The sequence below is a fragment of the Aeromicrobium alkaliterrae genome, assembly GCF_039529015.1.
GTDB lineage: Bacteria > Actinomycetota > Actinomycetes > Propionibacteriales > Nocardioidaceae > Aeromicrobium > Aeromicrobium alkaliterrae.
On the sequence record NZ_BAAAME010000010.1, the window covers coordinates 120,359 to 135,786 of the forward strand.

14 protein-coding genes and 1 pseudogene are annotated in these 15,428 nt (G+C 72.1%); 7 read left to right on the top strand and 8 right to left on the bottom strand.

Annotation, left to right across the window (positions count from 1 at the left end; all coding sequences use genetic code 11):
* Window positions 1-2 precede the first annotated feature (2 nt).
* Both ABD127_RS17800 and ABD127_RS19115 read left to right on the top strand, forming a co-directional pair.
* Window positions 3-659, top strand: a pseudogene (locus ABD127_RS17800) (sulfate/molybdate ABC transporter ATP-binding protein); the annotation flags it as partial.
* A gap of 27 nt (window positions 660-686) precedes the next feature.
* The gene (locus ABD127_RS19115; RefSeq protein ID WP_425545844.1) at window positions 687-971 is read left to right on the top strand and encodes a TOBE-like domain-containing protein; all 285 of its coding nucleotides are present in this window, start codon (window positions 687-689) and stop codon (window positions 969-971) included.
* Window positions 972-983: 12 nt separating this feature from the next.
* Here the strand turns inward: ABD127_RS19115 and ABD127_RS17805 are convergent, their stop codons facing one another.
* Window positions 984-2,216: an MFS transporter gene (locus ABD127_RS17805; protein WP_344203964.1), complete on the bottom strand. Its 1,233-nt coding sequence runs from the start codon at window positions 2,214-2,216 to the stop codon at window positions 984-986.
* 148 nt (window positions 2,217-2,364) lie between these two features.
* Here ABD127_RS17805 and nhaA point away from each other — a divergent pair, with 148 nt between their 5' ends.
* Together nhaA and ABD127_RS17815 are read left to right on the top strand one after the other, a co-directional pair.
* The gene (nhaA, locus tag ABD127_RS17810) at window positions 2,365-3,588 is read left to right on the top strand and encodes a Na+/H+ antiporter NhaA (RefSeq protein WP_344203965.1); all 1,224 of its coding nucleotides are present in this window, start codon (window positions 2,365-2,367) and stop codon (window positions 3,586-3,588) included.
* 79 nt (window positions 3,589-3,667) lie between these two features.
* Complete coding sequence (locus ABD127_RS17815) at window positions 3,668-4,657, top strand: malate dehydrogenase (protein WP_344203967.1); 990 nt, start codon at window positions 3,668-3,670, stop codon at window positions 4,655-4,657.
* A 34-nt stretch (window positions 4,658-4,691) separates the two neighbouring features.
* On the opposite strand, the gene ABD127_RS17820 is transcribed toward ABD127_RS17815, so the two are convergent.
* Window positions 4,692-4,982, bottom strand: coding sequence for a DUF3017 domain-containing protein (locus tag ABD127_RS17820; protein WP_344203969.1), 291 nt, complete (start codon window positions 4,980-4,982; stop codon window positions 4,692-4,694).
* Window positions 4,979-5,845: a bifunctional methylenetetrahydrofolate dehydrogenase/methenyltetrahydrofolate cyclohydrolase gene (locus ABD127_RS17825; RefSeq protein ID WP_344203971.1), complete on the bottom strand. Its 867-nt coding sequence runs from the start codon at window positions 5,843-5,845 to the stop codon at window positions 4,979-4,981. The genes ABD127_RS17820 and ABD127_RS17825 overlap by 4 nt, the downstream gene beginning before the upstream one ends.
* Window positions 5,846-5,992: 147 nt before the next feature.
* Between ABD127_RS17825 and ABD127_RS17830 the strand changes: the two genes are divergently transcribed.
* Window positions 5,993-6,622 (top strand): TetR/AcrR family transcriptional regulator, encoded by a 630-nt coding sequence (locus ABD127_RS17830; RefSeq protein ID WP_344203972.1) that lies wholly within the window; start codon window positions 5,993-5,995, stop codon window positions 6,620-6,622.
* Window positions 6,623-6,672: 50 nt separating this feature from the next.
* Window positions 6,673-7,683: a DNA topoisomerase IB gene (locus tag ABD127_RS17835; RefSeq protein ID WP_344203973.1), complete on the top strand. Its 1,011-nt coding sequence runs from the start codon at window positions 6,673-6,675 to the stop codon at window positions 7,681-7,683.
* 122 nt (window positions 7,684-7,805) lie between these two features.
* Here ABD127_RS17835 and purH read toward each other — a convergent pair whose 3' ends face one another.
* From purH to ABD127_RS17850, 3 genes are read right to left on the bottom strand one after another with little or no spacing between them, the layout of a single operon-like run.
* On the bottom strand, window positions 7,806-9,383 hold the full coding sequence (gene purH / locus ABD127_RS17840) for a bifunctional phosphoribosylaminoimidazolecarboxamide formyltransferase/IMP cyclohydrolase (RefSeq protein ID WP_344203975.1): 1,578 nt from the start codon (window positions 9,381-9,383) through the stop codon (window positions 7,806-7,808).
* On the bottom strand, window positions 9,380-10,027 hold the full coding sequence (gene purN / locus ABD127_RS17845; protein ID WP_344203977.1) for a phosphoribosylglycinamide formyltransferase: 648 nt from the start codon (window positions 10,025-10,027) through the stop codon (window positions 9,380-9,382). The genes purH and purN overlap by 4 nt, the downstream gene beginning before the upstream one ends.
* Window positions 10,002-11,162 carry a cell division protein PerM gene (locus ABD127_RS17850; protein ID WP_344203979.1) on the bottom strand — a complete coding sequence of 387 codons (1,161 nt, stop codon included), beginning with the start codon at window positions 11,160-11,162 and terminating at the stop codon, window positions 10,002-10,004. Before ABD127_RS17850 ends, purN begins: the two co-directional genes overlap by 26 nt.
* 68 nt (window positions 11,163-11,230) lie before the next feature.
* Between ABD127_RS17850 and ABD127_RS17855 the strand changes: the two genes are divergently transcribed.
* Window positions 11,231-13,054, top strand: coding sequence for a sensor domain-containing protein (locus tag ABD127_RS17855; protein WP_344203981.1), 1,824 nt, complete (start codon window positions 11,231-11,233; stop codon window positions 13,052-13,054).
* A 200-nt stretch (window positions 13,055-13,254) separates the two neighbouring features.
* Here the strand turns inward: ABD127_RS17855 and sucD are convergent, their stop codons facing one another.
* Window positions 13,255-14,151: a succinate--CoA ligase subunit alpha gene (gene sucD / locus ABD127_RS17860; protein WP_344203983.1), complete on the bottom strand. Its 897-nt coding sequence runs from the start codon at window positions 14,149-14,151 to the stop codon at window positions 13,255-13,257.
* Between the two features lie 14 nt (window positions 14,152-14,165).
* Window positions 14,166-15,332 (bottom strand): ADP-forming succinate--CoA ligase subunit beta, encoded by a 1,167-nt coding sequence (sucC, locus tag ABD127_RS17865; RefSeq protein ID WP_344203985.1) that lies wholly within the window; start codon window positions 15,330-15,332, stop codon window positions 14,166-14,168.
* Between the last annotated feature and the right edge of the window lie 96 nt (window positions 15,333-15,428).

A 15,428-nucleotide genomic window follows, 5' to 3' on the forward strand; every position in this document is an offset into this window, starting at 1 on the left:
TCATGAGCATCGAGATTGAAGGCGTCAACAAGTTCTTCGGGGACTTCGCGGCGCTCACCGACATCAACCTGACGATCCCGACGGGTCAGCTCACCGCGCTGCTCGGCCCGAGCGGCGGCGGGAAGTCGACGCTGCTGCGGGTCATCGCGGGCCTGGAGGAGGCCGACTCCGGCCGCGTGACGATCGAGGGCAACGACGCCACGGCCCTGCCGGTGCAGAAGCGCAACGTCGGCTTCGTGTTCCAGCACTACGCGGCGTTCAAGCACCTGAGCGTGCGTCGCAACATCGCCTTCGGCCTCGAGATCCGCAAGCGCCCCAAGGCCGAGATCGCCGCCAAGGTCGAGGAGCTCCTCGAGCTCGTCCACCTCACCCAGTGGGGCGACCGCAAGCCGGCGCAGCTCTCCGGCGGCCAGCGCCAGCGCATGGCCCTCGCCCGCGCCCTCGCGATCGAGCCGACCGTGCTGCTGCTGGACGAGCCGTTCGGTGCGCTCGACGCGAAGGTCCGCAAGGAGCTGCGCGACTGGCTGCGTCGCCTGCACGACGAGGTGCACGTGACCACGGTGTTCGTGACGCACGACCAGGAGGAGGCCCTCGAGGTCGCCGACCAGATCGTCGTGATCAACGACGGGAAGATCGAGCAGATCGGCTCCCCCGACGACCTCTACGACCGCCCGGCCAGCGAGTTCGTGCTGAGCTTCCTCGGTCCGGTCACGCGCCTCGGCGGCAACTTGATCCGCCCGCACGACATCGAGATCTCGCGCTACGAGCAGGCCGCCACGGCGTCCGGCTCGATCACGCGGTGGACGCGGGTCGGCTTCGAGGTGCGCCTCGAGGTCACGCCCGAGGACGCGCTCCACCCGGAGCCGGTCCAGGTCGCACTGACCCGCACCGAGGCGAGGGCGCTCGACCTGCACGTGGGCGACCGCGTGTGGCTGCGCCCGGCGGTGGGCGCGCAGTCGGTCAACGCCTGACCGCTCCCGCGGTCAGGCGCGCTCGCGGGCGCGGATCACGCGGGTGCCGATCACGAAGATCAGCACGCCGAGCAGGGCCAGGCCCGCACCCACGAGGCTCGGCGCACGGTAGCCGTGGCCGGCCGCGATGACCATCGAGCCGAACCAGGCGCCGAGGCCGTTGCCAACGTTCAGCGCGGAGTGGTTCAGCGCGGCACCGAGCATCTCGGCGTCGCCCGCCTCGTGCATCAGCCGCACCTGCAGGTTGATCGCGACGACCGAGCCGAGGCCGCCGATCGCGAACGAGATCAGCGCCAGCGCCAGCGGCACGCCGGCCAGCGGCAGCACGAGCAGCAGGGTCACGACGGTCGCGACGAAGCCCAGCACGATCGAGCGCTCGACGTCCCAGTCGGCCATGCGGCCCGCGATCCAGGTGCCCGCGACCGACCCGACGCCGAACGCCAGCAGGAACAGGGGCACGGCCGCCTCGGCCAGGCCTGACTCGTCGGTCACGAGCTTGGCGATGTAGGTGTACATCGCGAACAGGCCGCCGAAGCCCACCATGCCCGCGACCGCCGCCACCACGACCTGGGGGCGCTTGAGCGCCGAGAGCTCCTGGCGCACCGTCGCGTCCGGGTTGCCGGGCGTGGCCGGCACGAACGCGAGGATCATGAGCGCTGCGAGGACGGCGATCGCCAGGACGACCCAGTAGGCGCTGCGCCAGCCGAGGTTCTGGCCGAACCAGGTGCTGGCGGGCACGCCGGCCACCGTCGCGACCGACAGGCCGAGCATGACCGAGCTGATCGCGCGGCCGCGGTGCTGCGGCGGCACCATCGAGGCGGCGATGAGCGAGGCCACGCCGAAGTACGCCCCGTGCGGCAGGCCGGCGACGAAGCGGGCGAGCATGACCGGGCCGTAGGTCGACGCGATCGCGGTGAAGGCGTTGCCGATGCCGAGGGCCAGCACGAGGGCGACGGCCAGGCCGCGGCGCGGCAGGCGGGCCCCGAGCGAGACCAGCAGCGGTGCACCCACGACGACACCGAAGGCGTAGGCCGTGATCACGTGGCCCGTGGTGGGCACCGACTCGCCGATGCCCCGCGCGATGTCCGGCAGCAGACCCATCGACATGAACTCGGTCGTGCCGATCGCGAAACCGCCCATCGCCAGCGCCAGCAGCGCCAGCCCGAGGTGCGCGGGCCTCACCGCAGGCGTCGTCGACGGGTCGGTCGGACGGGCGGCGGTCGCGGCGGGGCTGTCGGAGGTCACCCCTCATTCAAGCCGACGCATCGCCGAGACATTCCGCGGCAGGGCGCCGTCTCGCGGTGTCACCCGTCACAGCCACGACCGATACACTTGGGACTGGTGTGCCGGGAAGTCTGGTCGGCGATCCTGCCGCCGACCCCGAAGGGGCCTCATGACCCGCCTGCGCCGCATCGTCACCGACGACACGACCTCCGGTATCGTCCTGCTGACCGCCGCCGTCGTGGCCGTCGTCTGGGCGAACTCCCCCGCCGGCGACCTCTACCGCGACCTGACGAGCGCCGTCGTGGGGCCGTCGGCGCTCCACCTCGACCTGAGCGTCTCGACCTGGGCGGCCGACGGCCTGCTCGCGGTGTTCTTCCTCGTCGTCGGGCTCGAGATCAAGCACGAGCTCGTCGCGGGCAGCCTGCGCGACCCGCGCGAGGCCGCCGTGCCGATGCTCGCGGCCGTCGGGGGCGTCATCGCCCCGGCGCTGATCTACACGGCGATCGTCGGCGCGCAGGGAGCGCCGGGCGAGCTGCGCGGCTGGGCGATCCCCGCCGCGACCGACATCGCGTTCGCCGTCGCGGTGCTGATGGTCGCCGGTCGAGGCCTGCCGCTGGCGCTGCGCACGTTCCTGCTGACGCTCGCCGTCGTCGACGACCTCATCGCGATCACGATCATCGCGGTGTTCTACACCTCGGCGGTCGACCTGGCCCTCCTGGCCGGGGCGATCGCGGCGGTCGCGGTGTTCGCGGTGCTGGCCCGGTCGCGGGTCACCCGCCTGTGGCTCCTCGTGCCGGTCGGTCTCGTCGCGTGGTGGCTCATGCACGAGTCGGGCGTGCACGCGACGGTCGCCGGGGTGCTGCTCGGGCTGACGGTGCCGGCCACCCCGCCCGACGACGGCAGCGACTCCCGGGCGGTGCGCTGGGCTCACGCCGTCCAGCCCTGGTCCGCCGGCATCGCGCTGCCGGTCTTCGCCTTCTGCGCGGCCGGGGTTCACCTGCCCGACGGGATCGCCGCACCGCTGGCCTCCCCCGTCGCGATCGGCGTGATCGCCGGTCTGCTCGCGGGCAAGGTCGTCGGGGTGCTCGGCGTGACCGCCGTCGTCACCCGGGTGACGCCGCTGCGCCTCCCGTCCGGGATCGGAGTGCGCGACCTGCTCGGCGTGGGTCTGCTGACCGCGATCGGCTTCACGGTCGCGCTGCTCGTCTCCGAGCTGTCGTTCGCGTCCGAGGCATCCGTGGAGACCGCGAAGGCGGCGGTGCTGGTGGCCTCACTCCTCGCTGCGGTCCTGGGCTCGATCGTGCTGCGCCTGGAGGCCCGACGCGCCCGCTCCGACGACATGAACGAGGACGGCGTCCCCGACGGTCCGCTGGCCCGCATCGGGGACGCCTGACCAGCACGCGTTGGACGGGTACGTCGTCTGCGATACGTTGGCGATGTCGCGCAGGTCACACTCTTCGCAAGGAGCCTCGATGAGCCCCACCCCGGTCAAGATCGCCGTCACCGGAGCCGCAGGACAGATCGGCTACAGCCTGCTGTTCCGCATCGCCGGCGGTGACCTCCTCGGTCCCGACACTCCCGTGCAGCTGCAGCTGCTGGAGATCGAGCCGGCGCTGAAGTCGCTCGAGGGCGTCGTGATGGAGCTCGACGACTGCGCGTTCCCGCTGCTCGAGTCGGTCGAGATCGGCTCCGACCCGAACGTCGTGTTCGAGGGCGTCAACCTGGCCCTGCTCGTGGGCGCCCGTCCCCGCTCGGCGGGCATGGAGCGCGGCGACCTGCTGGAGGCCAACGGCGCGATCTTCACCGCTCAGGGCAAGGCGCTCAACGCCGTCGCCGCCGACGACGTCCGCATCGGCGTCACGGGCAACCCGGCCAACACCAACGCACTGATCGCGATGAGCAACGCCCCCGACATCCCGCGCGACCGCTTCAGCGCCCTGACGCGCCTCGACCACAACCGGGCACTGAGCCAGCTGCACGGTCGCACCGGCGTCCCGGTGGCCGACATCCGCAAGGTCACGATCTGGGGCAACCACTCAGCCACGCAGTACCCCGACATCTTCCACGCGGAGATCGACGGACGCCCGGCGGTCGACGTGATCGACGACCTCGAGTGGGTCGAGAACACGTTCATCCCGACCGTCGCCAAGCGTGGCTCCGCGATCATCGACGCCCGCGGCGCCTCGTCGGCCGCCTCTGCCGCGTCAGCCACGATCGACGCCGCGCACGACTGGCTGCTCGGCTCGCAGACCGACGACTGGGTCTCGATGGCGGTGGCCTCCGACGGGTCCTACGGCATCCCCGAGGGACTCATCTACTCGTTCCCGGTCCGGACCTCGGACGGCTCGTGGAGCATCGTGCAGGACCTCGAGATCAACGACTTCAGCCGGGCGCGCATGGACGCGACCGCCGCCGAGCTCGTCGAGGAGCGCGACGCCGTCACGAAGCTCGGCCTGATCTGACAGCAGCCGCCTGACCGCTGCGACGTCGGAGCGGTCAGGCGTCGGGGCCCGGGGGCACGACGAAGCCGAGCACCACGAGGGAGATGCCGAGGAACGCCGTCCACGCGACGTCGAAGCCGCGGCCACGCACGGCCAGCAGGCCCTTCTGCTCCTCCGGCACGACGGCGCGCAGCCCCGCCGAGACGATGAAGGCACCTCCGACCACGACGATGCCCCGACGCCAGTGACCCGAGGCCACCAGGCCGAGGCCGACCAGCACGACGAGCAGCAGGACGATGTACGCCTGCGTCCCGCGCGAGCGGGGCATCTTCAGGAACGGGCTCACGCGCCGGCCGACTCGAGGGCCTGCTCGGTCGCGTCGACGACGTTGGCCAGGAGCATCGCGCGGGTCATCGGACCGACGCCGCCAGGGTTCGGCGCCACCCAGCCCGCGACGTCGTGCACGCTGGGGTGCAGGTCGCCCACGATCTTGTTGTTCTCGTCGCGGCTGACGCCGACGTCGAGCAGCGCTGCACCGGGCTTGACCATGTCGGCGGTGATGATGCCGGGCACGCCCGCCGCCGCGATCACGATGTCGGCGCGGCTGACCTCGGCCGCGAGGTCGCGCGTGCCGGTGTGGCACAGCGTCACCGTGGCGTTCTCGCTGCGGCGCGTGAGCATCAGGCCCATCGGACGACCGACCGTGATGCCACGGCCGACGACGGCGACGTTGGCGCCCGCGATGGGCACCTCGTGGCGCCGGAGGAGCTCGATGATGCCGCGCGGCGTGCACGGCAGCGGGGCGGGCTCACCCAGGACGAGCCATCCGAGGTTGGTGGGGTGCAGGCCGTCGGCGTCCTTGGACGGGTCGATCCGGCCGATCACGGCGTTCTCGTCCAGGCCCTTCGGCAGCGGCAGCTGCACGATGTAGAGGGTGCACTCGGGGTCGGCGTTGAGCTGGTCGACCGCGGCCTCGACCTCGGCCTGCGTGGCGGTGGCCGGCAGGTCGATGCGGATCGAGCGGATGCCGATCTCGGCGCAGTCCTTGTGCTTGGCACCGACGTACCAGTGGCTGCCCGGATCGTCGCCGACCAGGATCGTGCCGAGACCGGGGACGACCCCCCGCTCGGCGAGCGCCGCGACCCGCGTCGCCAGCTCGGACTTGATGTCGGCGGCGGCAGCCTTGCCGTCCAGGATCTGCGCAGTCACGGGGACGAGTCTGTCACGCGGCGCCCTCGGCGGGTCACGCGGAATCCCCGCGCCGTTCACAGGGTCGGCGCATAGACTCGAGGACGCTGCACGGACCGGGCTTCCCGACGCGCACGGCACGAGCAGAACTTCGGACGAGGAGCGTCAATGGCGTCGCGAGCACAACTCAGTCAGGCCAGGAGCCGGGCCCGGCGTGACGAGCTGCTGATCGCCGCGATCGACCTGTTCGCGGAGGGCGGAGCACGCGCCGTCACGCACCGCGCGGTCGCGGCCCGTGCCGGGCTCCCGCCGGCCACGACGACGTACTACTTCTCCTCGATCGAGGAGCTCGTGCGCGAGGCCCTCTCGACGCACATCGCCAGCTGGGTCGCCACGCTCGAGGCCCTCGCGGACGTCGAGATCGACGCCCGGCTGGACCTCGGCACCGCCAGTGACTTCGTGACCGGCATCTTCGCGACCCGCAGCCCCGCGAAGGCCGGCACCGAGCTGGCGATCTACCTCGCCGCCGCGCGCGACCCCGAGCTGCGCGCGACGGCGGCCGAGGCGCTGCAAGCCCTGGAGGACCTGGCCGTCCGCTTCTTCGAGCGCCTGGGGATCGGCACCGCACGCGACGTCGCCGCCCAGGCGGTCGCGCTGATCGCCGGGGTGGCGCTGCGACGGCAGAGCGGGCAGTACGACGACGTCGAGGAGGCACGGCTCCTGACGTCGGCGATCGGCCACCTCGTCGCCGCCCACCTGGCGCCGGTCGACGGCAGCCCGGCGCCCGCCGCGACCTGACGCTCGTCGGCCGACGAGCGAGGCCCCGGGACCGCGCCTAGGCTCACCGCATGGTTCGGCTGCGACGCGTCTCCGCCGACGATCCGGGTTGGTCCCGCGTCCGTCACGGTCGAGGATTCCGGTACCTCGGCATCGACGGCGTCTCCCTGACCCCGGTCGACATCGAGCGGTGCAAGCGGCTCGTGATCCCCCCGGCCTGGACCGAGGTCTGGATCTGCCCGTTCGACCACGGACACCTGCAGGCAGTCGGCACCGACGACGCCGGACGGCGCCAGTACCTGTACCACGAGGAGTGGCGGCGCCGCCGTGACGCGGAGAAGTTCGAGGCGATGGAGCAGTTCGCCCGGTCGCTCCTGCGCAACCGCCGCGTGGCGCGCCACGACCTGGGCCGCGACGAGCCCGACCTCACCCGCGCCTGCGCCGTGGCCTTCGGGCTGCTGGACCTGGGCCTGTTCCGCATCGGCAACGAGCAGTACCGGGCGGCGAACGGCAGCCACGGCCTGACGACGCTCGACCGCGACCACGTCACGATCGAGGGGCAGCGCATCGCCCTGCACTACCCGGCCAAGTCGGGCCAGGTCGTCGACGGATCGGTGCGCGACGAGCGCCTGGCCACCGCGGTGCGGGCGATGCTCGAGCGTGACGGCGGGACCGACCGCGCGTTCGCGTGGGCCGACGACGCCGGCTGGCACGACCTCGACTCCGCGACGGTCAACGCCTACGTGGCCGACGTCCTGGGCCCCGGCTTCACCGCGAAGGACTTCCGCACGTGGCGCGGCACCGTGATCGCGGCGCGAGCCCTCGCGCTCGCCGACGCCTCGACGGCCCGGGCCCGGAAGTCAGCCGTCACCGGAGCCATGCGCGAGGTCTCGCAGCACCTCGGCAACACCCCCGCCGTCGCCCGGTCGAGCTACGTCGACCCGCGCGTCGTCGACCTGTTCGAGCAGGGCGTCACGCTGGGCGACACCGCCCTCGGATCGCGCCGCCGCATCTCCCCCGGAGCGCCGGTCCCCCGCGTGCTGGAGCGCTCGGTGCTCCGGCTCCTCAAGCGCAAGCCCTAGCCGGCGGCGAACCGCGACGCGGACCGGGAATGATGCATCGAGGTCGCCCGAGCAGCCGCGATGCCTCATCTCCGGTCGTGCACCGCTCCGCACGGCCCGCGGGAGCGCGCCGCAGGTCGACGTCAGTGGAAGAAGTGGCGCGTCCCCGTGAAGTACATCGTGACGCCGGCGGCCTTGGCGGCCTCGATCGTCTCGTCGTCGCGGACCGAGCCGCCGGGCTGCACGATCGCCTTCACGCCGGCCTCGATCAGGATGCCCGGCCCGTCGGCGAACGGGAAGAAGGCGTCGGACGCGGCGACCGAGCCCCGCACGCGCTCCTCGCCCGCCCGCTCGACCGCGAGGCGGCACGAGTCGACGCGGTTGACCTGGCCCATGCCGATGCCGACCGACGCACCGTCGGCGGCCAGCAGGATCGCGTTGGACTTCACGGCGCGGACCGAGGTCCAGGCGAACGCGAGGTCGGCCAGCGTGGCCTCGTCGGCGGGCTCGCCGGCCGCGAGGGTCCACGTGCTGGGGTCGTCGCCGCCCGTGACGGCGCCGTCAGCCTCCACGACCGCGTCGACCTGGTCACGCATCTGCACCAGCACGCCGCCGCTGACCTGGCGGATCTCCGCCGGCGGGTACTGGCCGAGGTCGTCGGCCCGGAGGATGCGGATGTTCTTCTTGCCCTGCAGGACCTCCACGGCGCCGTCCTCGTAGCCCGGCGCCACGATGACCTCGGTGAAGACCTCGGCGACCTGCTGCGCCATCGCGACGCTGACGGGCCGGTTGGCCGCGATGACGCCACCGAAGGCCGAGACCGGGTCGCACGCGTGGGCGCGGGCGTGCGCCTGGGCGATGTCGTCACCGACTGCGATGCCGCACGGGTTGGCGTGCTTGATGATCGCCACCGCGGGGCGGTCGTGGTCGAACGCCGCGCGGATCGCCGCGTCGGTGTCGACGTAGTTGTTGTAGCTCATCTCCTTGCCGTGCAGCTGCTCGGCGGCGGCCAGGCCACCGGAGCCGTCGGTGTAGAGGGCCGCCTGCTGGTGCGGGTTCTCGCCGTAGCGCAGGACCGCGGACTTGTCCCAGGCCTCGCCCACGAACTCCGGCCAGCCGTCCTCCGAGCCGTCGTACGCCGAGGCGAACCAGGAGGCCACGGTCGCGTCGTAGGACGCGGTGTGCGCGAACGCCTGCGCCGCGAGGTGGCGGCGCTGCTCGAACGTGAAGCCGCCGGACGCCAGCGCGGCGCTCACGTCGCCGTACGCGTCGGGCGAGGTCACGATCGCGACGGTGGGGTGGTTCTTCGCGGCCGCGCGGACCATCGAGGGTCCGCCGATGTCGATCTGCTCGACGCACTCGTCCGGCGTGGCACCCGAGGCGACCGTCTCGCGGAAGGGGTACAGGTTCACGACCACGAGGTCGAAGGGCTCGACCCCGAGGTCGGCCAGCTGCTGCACGTGCGACTCCAGGCGCGAGTCGGCCAGGATGCCGGCGTGCACGCGCGGGTGCAGGGTCTTGACCCGCCCGTCGAGGCACTCGGGGAAGCCCGTGAGCTCCTCGACCGGCGTGACGGGCACGCCCGAGGCCTCGATCGTCTTCGCGGTCGAGCCGGTCGAGACGATGTCGACGCCGGCGTCGCGCAGGGCGAGGGCGAGCTCCTCCAGGCCGGACTTGTCGTACACGGACACGAGGGCGCGCTTGATCGGGCGCTGGGTCATGGGGCTTCCTTCTTCTGGGGTGACGTGACGCGGCGTCCATCGATCGAGTAGCCGTCGCGGGCCAGGCGGCCCACCCACTCGACGAGCATGCCGCGCTCGCTGGTCTTGATGCGTTCGTGGAGGGTGTCGACGGAGTCGTCGTCGAGGACCGGCACGGCGACCTGGGCCACGATGGGCCCGGTGTCGACCCCGGCGTCGACGACGAACAGCGTCGCGCCGGTGATCTTGACGCCGTGCTCGAGGGCGTCGCGCGGGCCGTGCATGCCCGGGAACGCCGGCGAGAGCGCCGGGTGGGCGTTGAGCGTGCGGCCGCCGAAGCGGGCGAGGAACGCGGGACCCGTCAGCTTCATGAAGCCGGCCAGCACGACGAGCTCCGGGGCGTGCGCGGCGACCTGGTCGGCCAGGGCGGCGTCCCACGCGTCGCGGCTCGCGAAGTCGCCCACGGACAGGACGAACGTGGGGATGCCGGCGTGCTCGGCCCGCTCGAGCCCGGCGATGCCGGGACGGTCGGCCCCGACGGCCACGATCCGCACGCCGTAGGCGGGGTCGTCGCACGCGTCGATGAGGGCCTGGAGGTTCGTGCCGCTGCCGGAGACGAGGACGACGACGGGCGTCGCATCAGGCAGCGGTGGCACGGCCTCCACGATAGTGGGCCGCCACCGCACCGACCGCAGCGGCCACGGCCAGGAACGGCAGCACCGCCAGCAGCCCGAGGAGCGACTCCGGCCCGACCTCGGCCATGCGGCCGGGGCCCACTGCGCCGCCGGACATCCAGGTCAGCAGCGCGAGCGCCACGGCCCCGGCCGCGCCCGCCCCCGCAGCGATGCTGACCCCGCGCCAGAAGTCGGTGGCCAGGTCGAGCTGTCCGCGCCGGACGAGACGCCAGCCGGCCCACCCCGCGGCGACGACGGGCACGAGTCCCAACAGTAGGGCCCACGTGGGCAGCTCGCCCGGGGCCGGGAGCGCCGCGAGCACCGGGAGCCCGGGCACCTGTCCGAGGTCGGCGCTCGTCAGGTCGACCGACGTGTTGGTGCCGACCTGGAAACCCGGTCCGAGCAGGGCTGCGGCGGCCCAGAGGGCCAACGTCGGCACGAGCAGCAGACACACCACGGCGAGCGCGATGCCGCCGCCGAGTCCCGGGTCGAGCAGGGCCCACAGGCTGCCGGCCTGCTCGACGTGCCGCGCCAGCAGCAGGGCCACCAGGACCAGGGCGACGCCCAGCACCGTGACCACGATCGAGGCCGCACCACGCAGGACCGCCAGGACCTCGGGCTGGTCCTCGGGCCACCAGGCGGCCGGTGCACCGTGGACGCTGACGTACGCGATCGCCGCACCGACGCCCGCCAGCACGAAGGTCACGAGGGCAGCCCGGATCGTCGGGACCGAGATGGCCGCGTCGTTCGCGACCGAGGTCACGATCGAGGCCAGCACGGCGTAGACGCCGGCCGCGGTCGCGGCGAAGGCCGCCGGCTCGGAGACGGGCTCGCGCGCCTGCCGACGGGCCACGAGCACCACCAGCGTCAGGGCCAGGAGGACCCCGCCCCACGGCACGAGCGTGATGTCAGCGCCGTCAGCACTGATCCCGCTGCCCTGGGCGACGAGCCACACGCGGGCACTGGCACGGATCGTGCCCACGACGCCGTCGCCGGCACCCGCCGCGACGAGCAGCACCACCGTGAGCACCCAGCCCACGACGGCGGCCCAGATCGCGGCGACGGCGCCCGGCCAGACGGCGGACCGCAGGTCGTCGGAGGAGCTGATGCGAGCAGGGGACGGCACCCCTCCATCCTCCCCTGTAGTGTTGCGGCGTCTTCCGGAGCCACGCCGACTCGCGAGGAGGGGTTCGAATGCCGCGGGTCGACGATTTCGACGCGTTCTACGCCTCCACGTCGGAGGACGTCCTTCGGGTCTTCTATGCCCTGACGGGCGATCGTGCCGTCGCGCGCGACGCGACGATCGACGCCTACCGGCACGCCTGGCGCGACTGGTCGAAGATCCGCACCCAGGATCCGCAGCGCTACGTGCGCATCGAGGCCTGGAAGGCCCAGGCCGTCACGCGAGGCACGCACCCGTTGCGCCGGCGCCACGAGGAGGACTCCGACACCGAGCTCCTCGACGCCCTCACCGCGCTGCCCTCGGACGACCGTCGCCTGCTGGTGCTGATGACCCTGGGCGCGACCGACCTCGACGTCGCCGCCCGCGAGATCGGCGTCGGCGACGAGGAGGCGATCGAGCTCGTCACGACCGCCATCACGACCCTCGAGCAGAGCACGGGGCAGACGATCGACGAGCTCGAGCGCCGCCTCAACGCGCTCGGCGCCGTCACGAGCCAGCTTCCGATGCCCGAGGCGGAGCAGATCCGCGAGCGGGCCGCCCGCGGACACCGGTTCAACACCATCGCGGTCGTGCTGGTGGCCGTCGTCGGGATCGTGCTCGGCAGCGTGGCCCTGACCGACGGGCGGCCCCTGACTCAGCTCGCGAGCGACTCCTACCGCGAGAAGATCGGCGCCGAGAGCCACGACCTGGTCCTCGACGCGCAGAAGATCACGACCGACAACCTGCTCACGACCGCCCAGGTCACCGACCTCGCGCCGAGCGCGAGCTGGTCGATCGACGCGACCGAGGAGGACACCGACGAGACCGAGCCGCTCACGACCTGCGCGACCGATCGCTTCGCGACCACGGACCCGCTGAAGGTCTTCGTGCGCACCTTCGAGGCCGGCGGCGACGCCAACGAGCGGGTCACGCAGTCGATCGAGGTCGCGCGGGGCGTCGCCCCGGCGAACGAGGCGTACCTGAAGGCGGTCGACTGGTACGCCGGCTGCGAGCTGCCGCGGGTGCAGCTCACCGAGTCGTACCGCGTGCCGCGGCCGTTCGGCGACGTCCTGATCCTGCGCCTCGTCGACCACAACGACCCGAACCGCACCCTGACGGTCGGCATCGGCTGGTCGGGCACCGTGACCTCCACGATCATCCACCAGACCGACGGAGCCGACGCCCCGACGATCGAGGACTTCGCCCGCACGATCAGCGATTCCTTCGAGAAGGTCTGCAGCGACAGCGGCGGCCAGTGCAGCGAGGACCCGACCGCGCTGCCCGCCGATCCCCCGCCGCTGCCGGAGGACCCCGGGTTCCTCGGCACGATCGACCTGCCGGCCCTGGCGGGCGTCGAGAACCCGTGGGCCAGCACCGAGCCCGACGACACCGCGACCAACCCCGCCTCGACGACGTGCGACCAGGCCGACTTCGCCGCGAGCGGCGGCACGTCCTCCGCGCGGATCTTCCTGGCCCCCGACGCCCAGGGTGCGGCGACGCCGTTCGGCCTGGTCGAGTCGGTCGGGACGTTCCCGACGGCCGAGGCGGCGACCGCCTTCGTCGACCAGGTGCAGGCCGCGATGAACGCGTGCCCGCAGACCAACCTCGCCGCCGCGGTCGGCGAGCAGCTGACCTTCGGCGACACGCCGGACTACCGCGGCGCCACGTGGGCCCTGACGCTCCAGGTCGAGGGCGGCGAGCCCGTCACGCTGCGCTCGGCGATCGTGCAGCGCGGCACGTCGGTGGCCCAGATCCTGTTCACCCCGGCGGCCGGCGTCGACTTCGGGCCCGAGGCGTTCACCGAGACGGCTCAGCGCGCCACCCAGCGCCTGATCTACGCCGCCCCGCCCGCCTGACCCGGCCACCGCGGGCGGAGTGCCCCCTTCGAGGCTCGCTCGTGCCTCGCTCGCACCTCAGGGGGCGGAAGGTTCCCGCCCCCTGAGGTGCGACGAAGGAGCCTCGAAGGGGGCACCGCCACCACGCGAAGGCCCCCGAACGGGCAACGGGCGGTCACCGACCGGAGTCGATGACCGCCCGTGGCGGTGGTGCGTGAGGCTCAGAGACCCTGCAGGATCTCCCGCATCAGAGCGGCGGTCTCGGACGGCGTCTTGCCGACCTTGACCCCGGCGGCCTCGAGGGCCTCCTTCTTGCCCTGCGCGGTGCCCGCGCCGTCGGACACGATGGCGCCGGCGTGGCCCATCGTCTTGCCCTCGGGAGCGGTGAAGCCGGCCACGTAGCCGACGACCGGCTTGGTGACATTCGCCTGGATGTAGGCCGCAGCCTTCTCCTCGGCGTCGCCACCGATCTCGCCGATCATGACGATGGCCTTGGTCTCGGGGTCGGCCTCGAACGCCTCGAGGGCGTCGATGTGGGTGGTGCCCACGATCGGGTCACCACCGATGCCGATGGCCGTCGAGAAGCCGAAGTCACGCAGCTCGAACATCATCTGGTAGGTCAGCGTGCCCGACTTCGAGACGAGACCGATCGGACCCTTGCCGGCGATGTTCGCCGGCGTGATGCCCGCGAGCGCCTCGCCCGGCGTGATGATGCCGGGGCAGTTCGGGCCGATGATCTGCGTCTTCTTGCCCTGGGCGTAGGCCCAGAACTCGGCCGAGTCCTGGACGGGAACGCCCTCGGTGATGATGACGAGCAGACCGATCTCGGCGTCGATGGCCTCGATGACGGCGTCCTTGGTGAACGCCGGCGGGACGAACGCTACGGAGACGTCGGCGCCCGTCTTCTCGATGGCCTCGGAGACCGAGCCGAAGACCGGGAGCTCGACGGCGTTGCCGTCGGCGTCGGTGTGGGACACGGTCGTGCCGGCCTTGCGGGCGTTGACGCCGCCCACGACCTGCGTGCCGGCAGCCAGCATGCGGGCGGTGTGCTTCGAGCCCTCACCGCCGGTGATGCCCTGGACGATGACCTTGGAGTCCTTGGTCAGGAAGATCGACATGTCTAAAGGCCCCTTCAGCCGTTCGCCAGCTCGGCGGCCTTGTCGGCCGCTCCGTCCATCGTGTCCACCTGGGTCACGAGCGGGTGGTTCAGCTCGTCCAGGATCGCGCGACCCTCGTCGACGTTGTTGCCGTCGAGACGCACGACCAGCGGCTTGGTGGCGTCGTCACCGAGGAGCTCGAGAGCACCCTTGATGCCGTTCGCGACCGCGTCGCAGGAGGTGATGCCGCCGAAGACGTTCACGAAGACGCTCTTGACCTGCGGATCGCCCAGGATGACGTCGAGGCCGTTGGCCATGACCTCCGCCGAGGCTCCGCCGCCGATGTCGAGGAAGTTGGCGGGCTTGACGCCGCCGTGCTTCTCGCCGGCGTAGGCGACGACGTCGAGGGTGCTCATGACGAGACCCGCGCCGTTGCCGATGATGCCGACCTCGCCGTCGAGCTTGACGTAGTTGAGGCCCTTCTCCTTGGCCTTCGCCTCGAGCGGGTCGGCCTCCTCGTGGATCACGAAGTCCTCGTGGTGCGGGTGACGGAACTCCGACGCGTTGTCGTCGAGCGACACCTTGCCGTCGAGCGCCTCCAGCTTGTCGCCCTCGAGGCGCGCCAGGGGGTTGACCTCGACGAGCGTCGCGTCCTCCTCGACGAAGACCTTCCAGAGGGCCTGGATCAGCGTGACCGCCTGATCGGCGAGCTCGGCCGGGAACTTGGCCTCCTCGACGATCGCGCGCGCCTTGGCCTCGTCGACACCGGTACCGGCGTCGATCGGGATCTGGCGGACCGCGTCGGGGTTGGTCTTGGCGACCTCCTCGATCTCCACACCACCCTCGACGCTCGCGATGCAGAGGTAGCTGCGGTTCGACCGGTCCAGCAGGAAGGAGAAGTAGTACTCCTCGAGCGGGGGCGTCGCCGGGGTGACCAGCACGCGGTTGACCGGCAGGTCCTTGATCGTCAGGGCCAGGATGTTGGTCGCGTGCTCGAACGCCTCGTCGGGCGTCTTCGCGATCTTGACACCGCCCGCCTTGCCGCGGCCGCCGGCCTTGACCTGCGCCTTGATGACCGTGACGCCGCCGAGCTGCTCGGCAGCCGCCTTGGCCTCCTCGGCCGTCTGGACGACGACGCCGAGCGTCGTCGCTACGCCATGCTTGGCGAAGAGTTCCTTCGCCTGGTATTCCATCAGATCCACGGTGATGACCGTCCTGTGGTGTTGACGAGTGAAATGGGCGCGACGACAGGTCCGCCGAAGGCCGAGGCGACTCTAACCGCGCCGGGATTCCAGAGC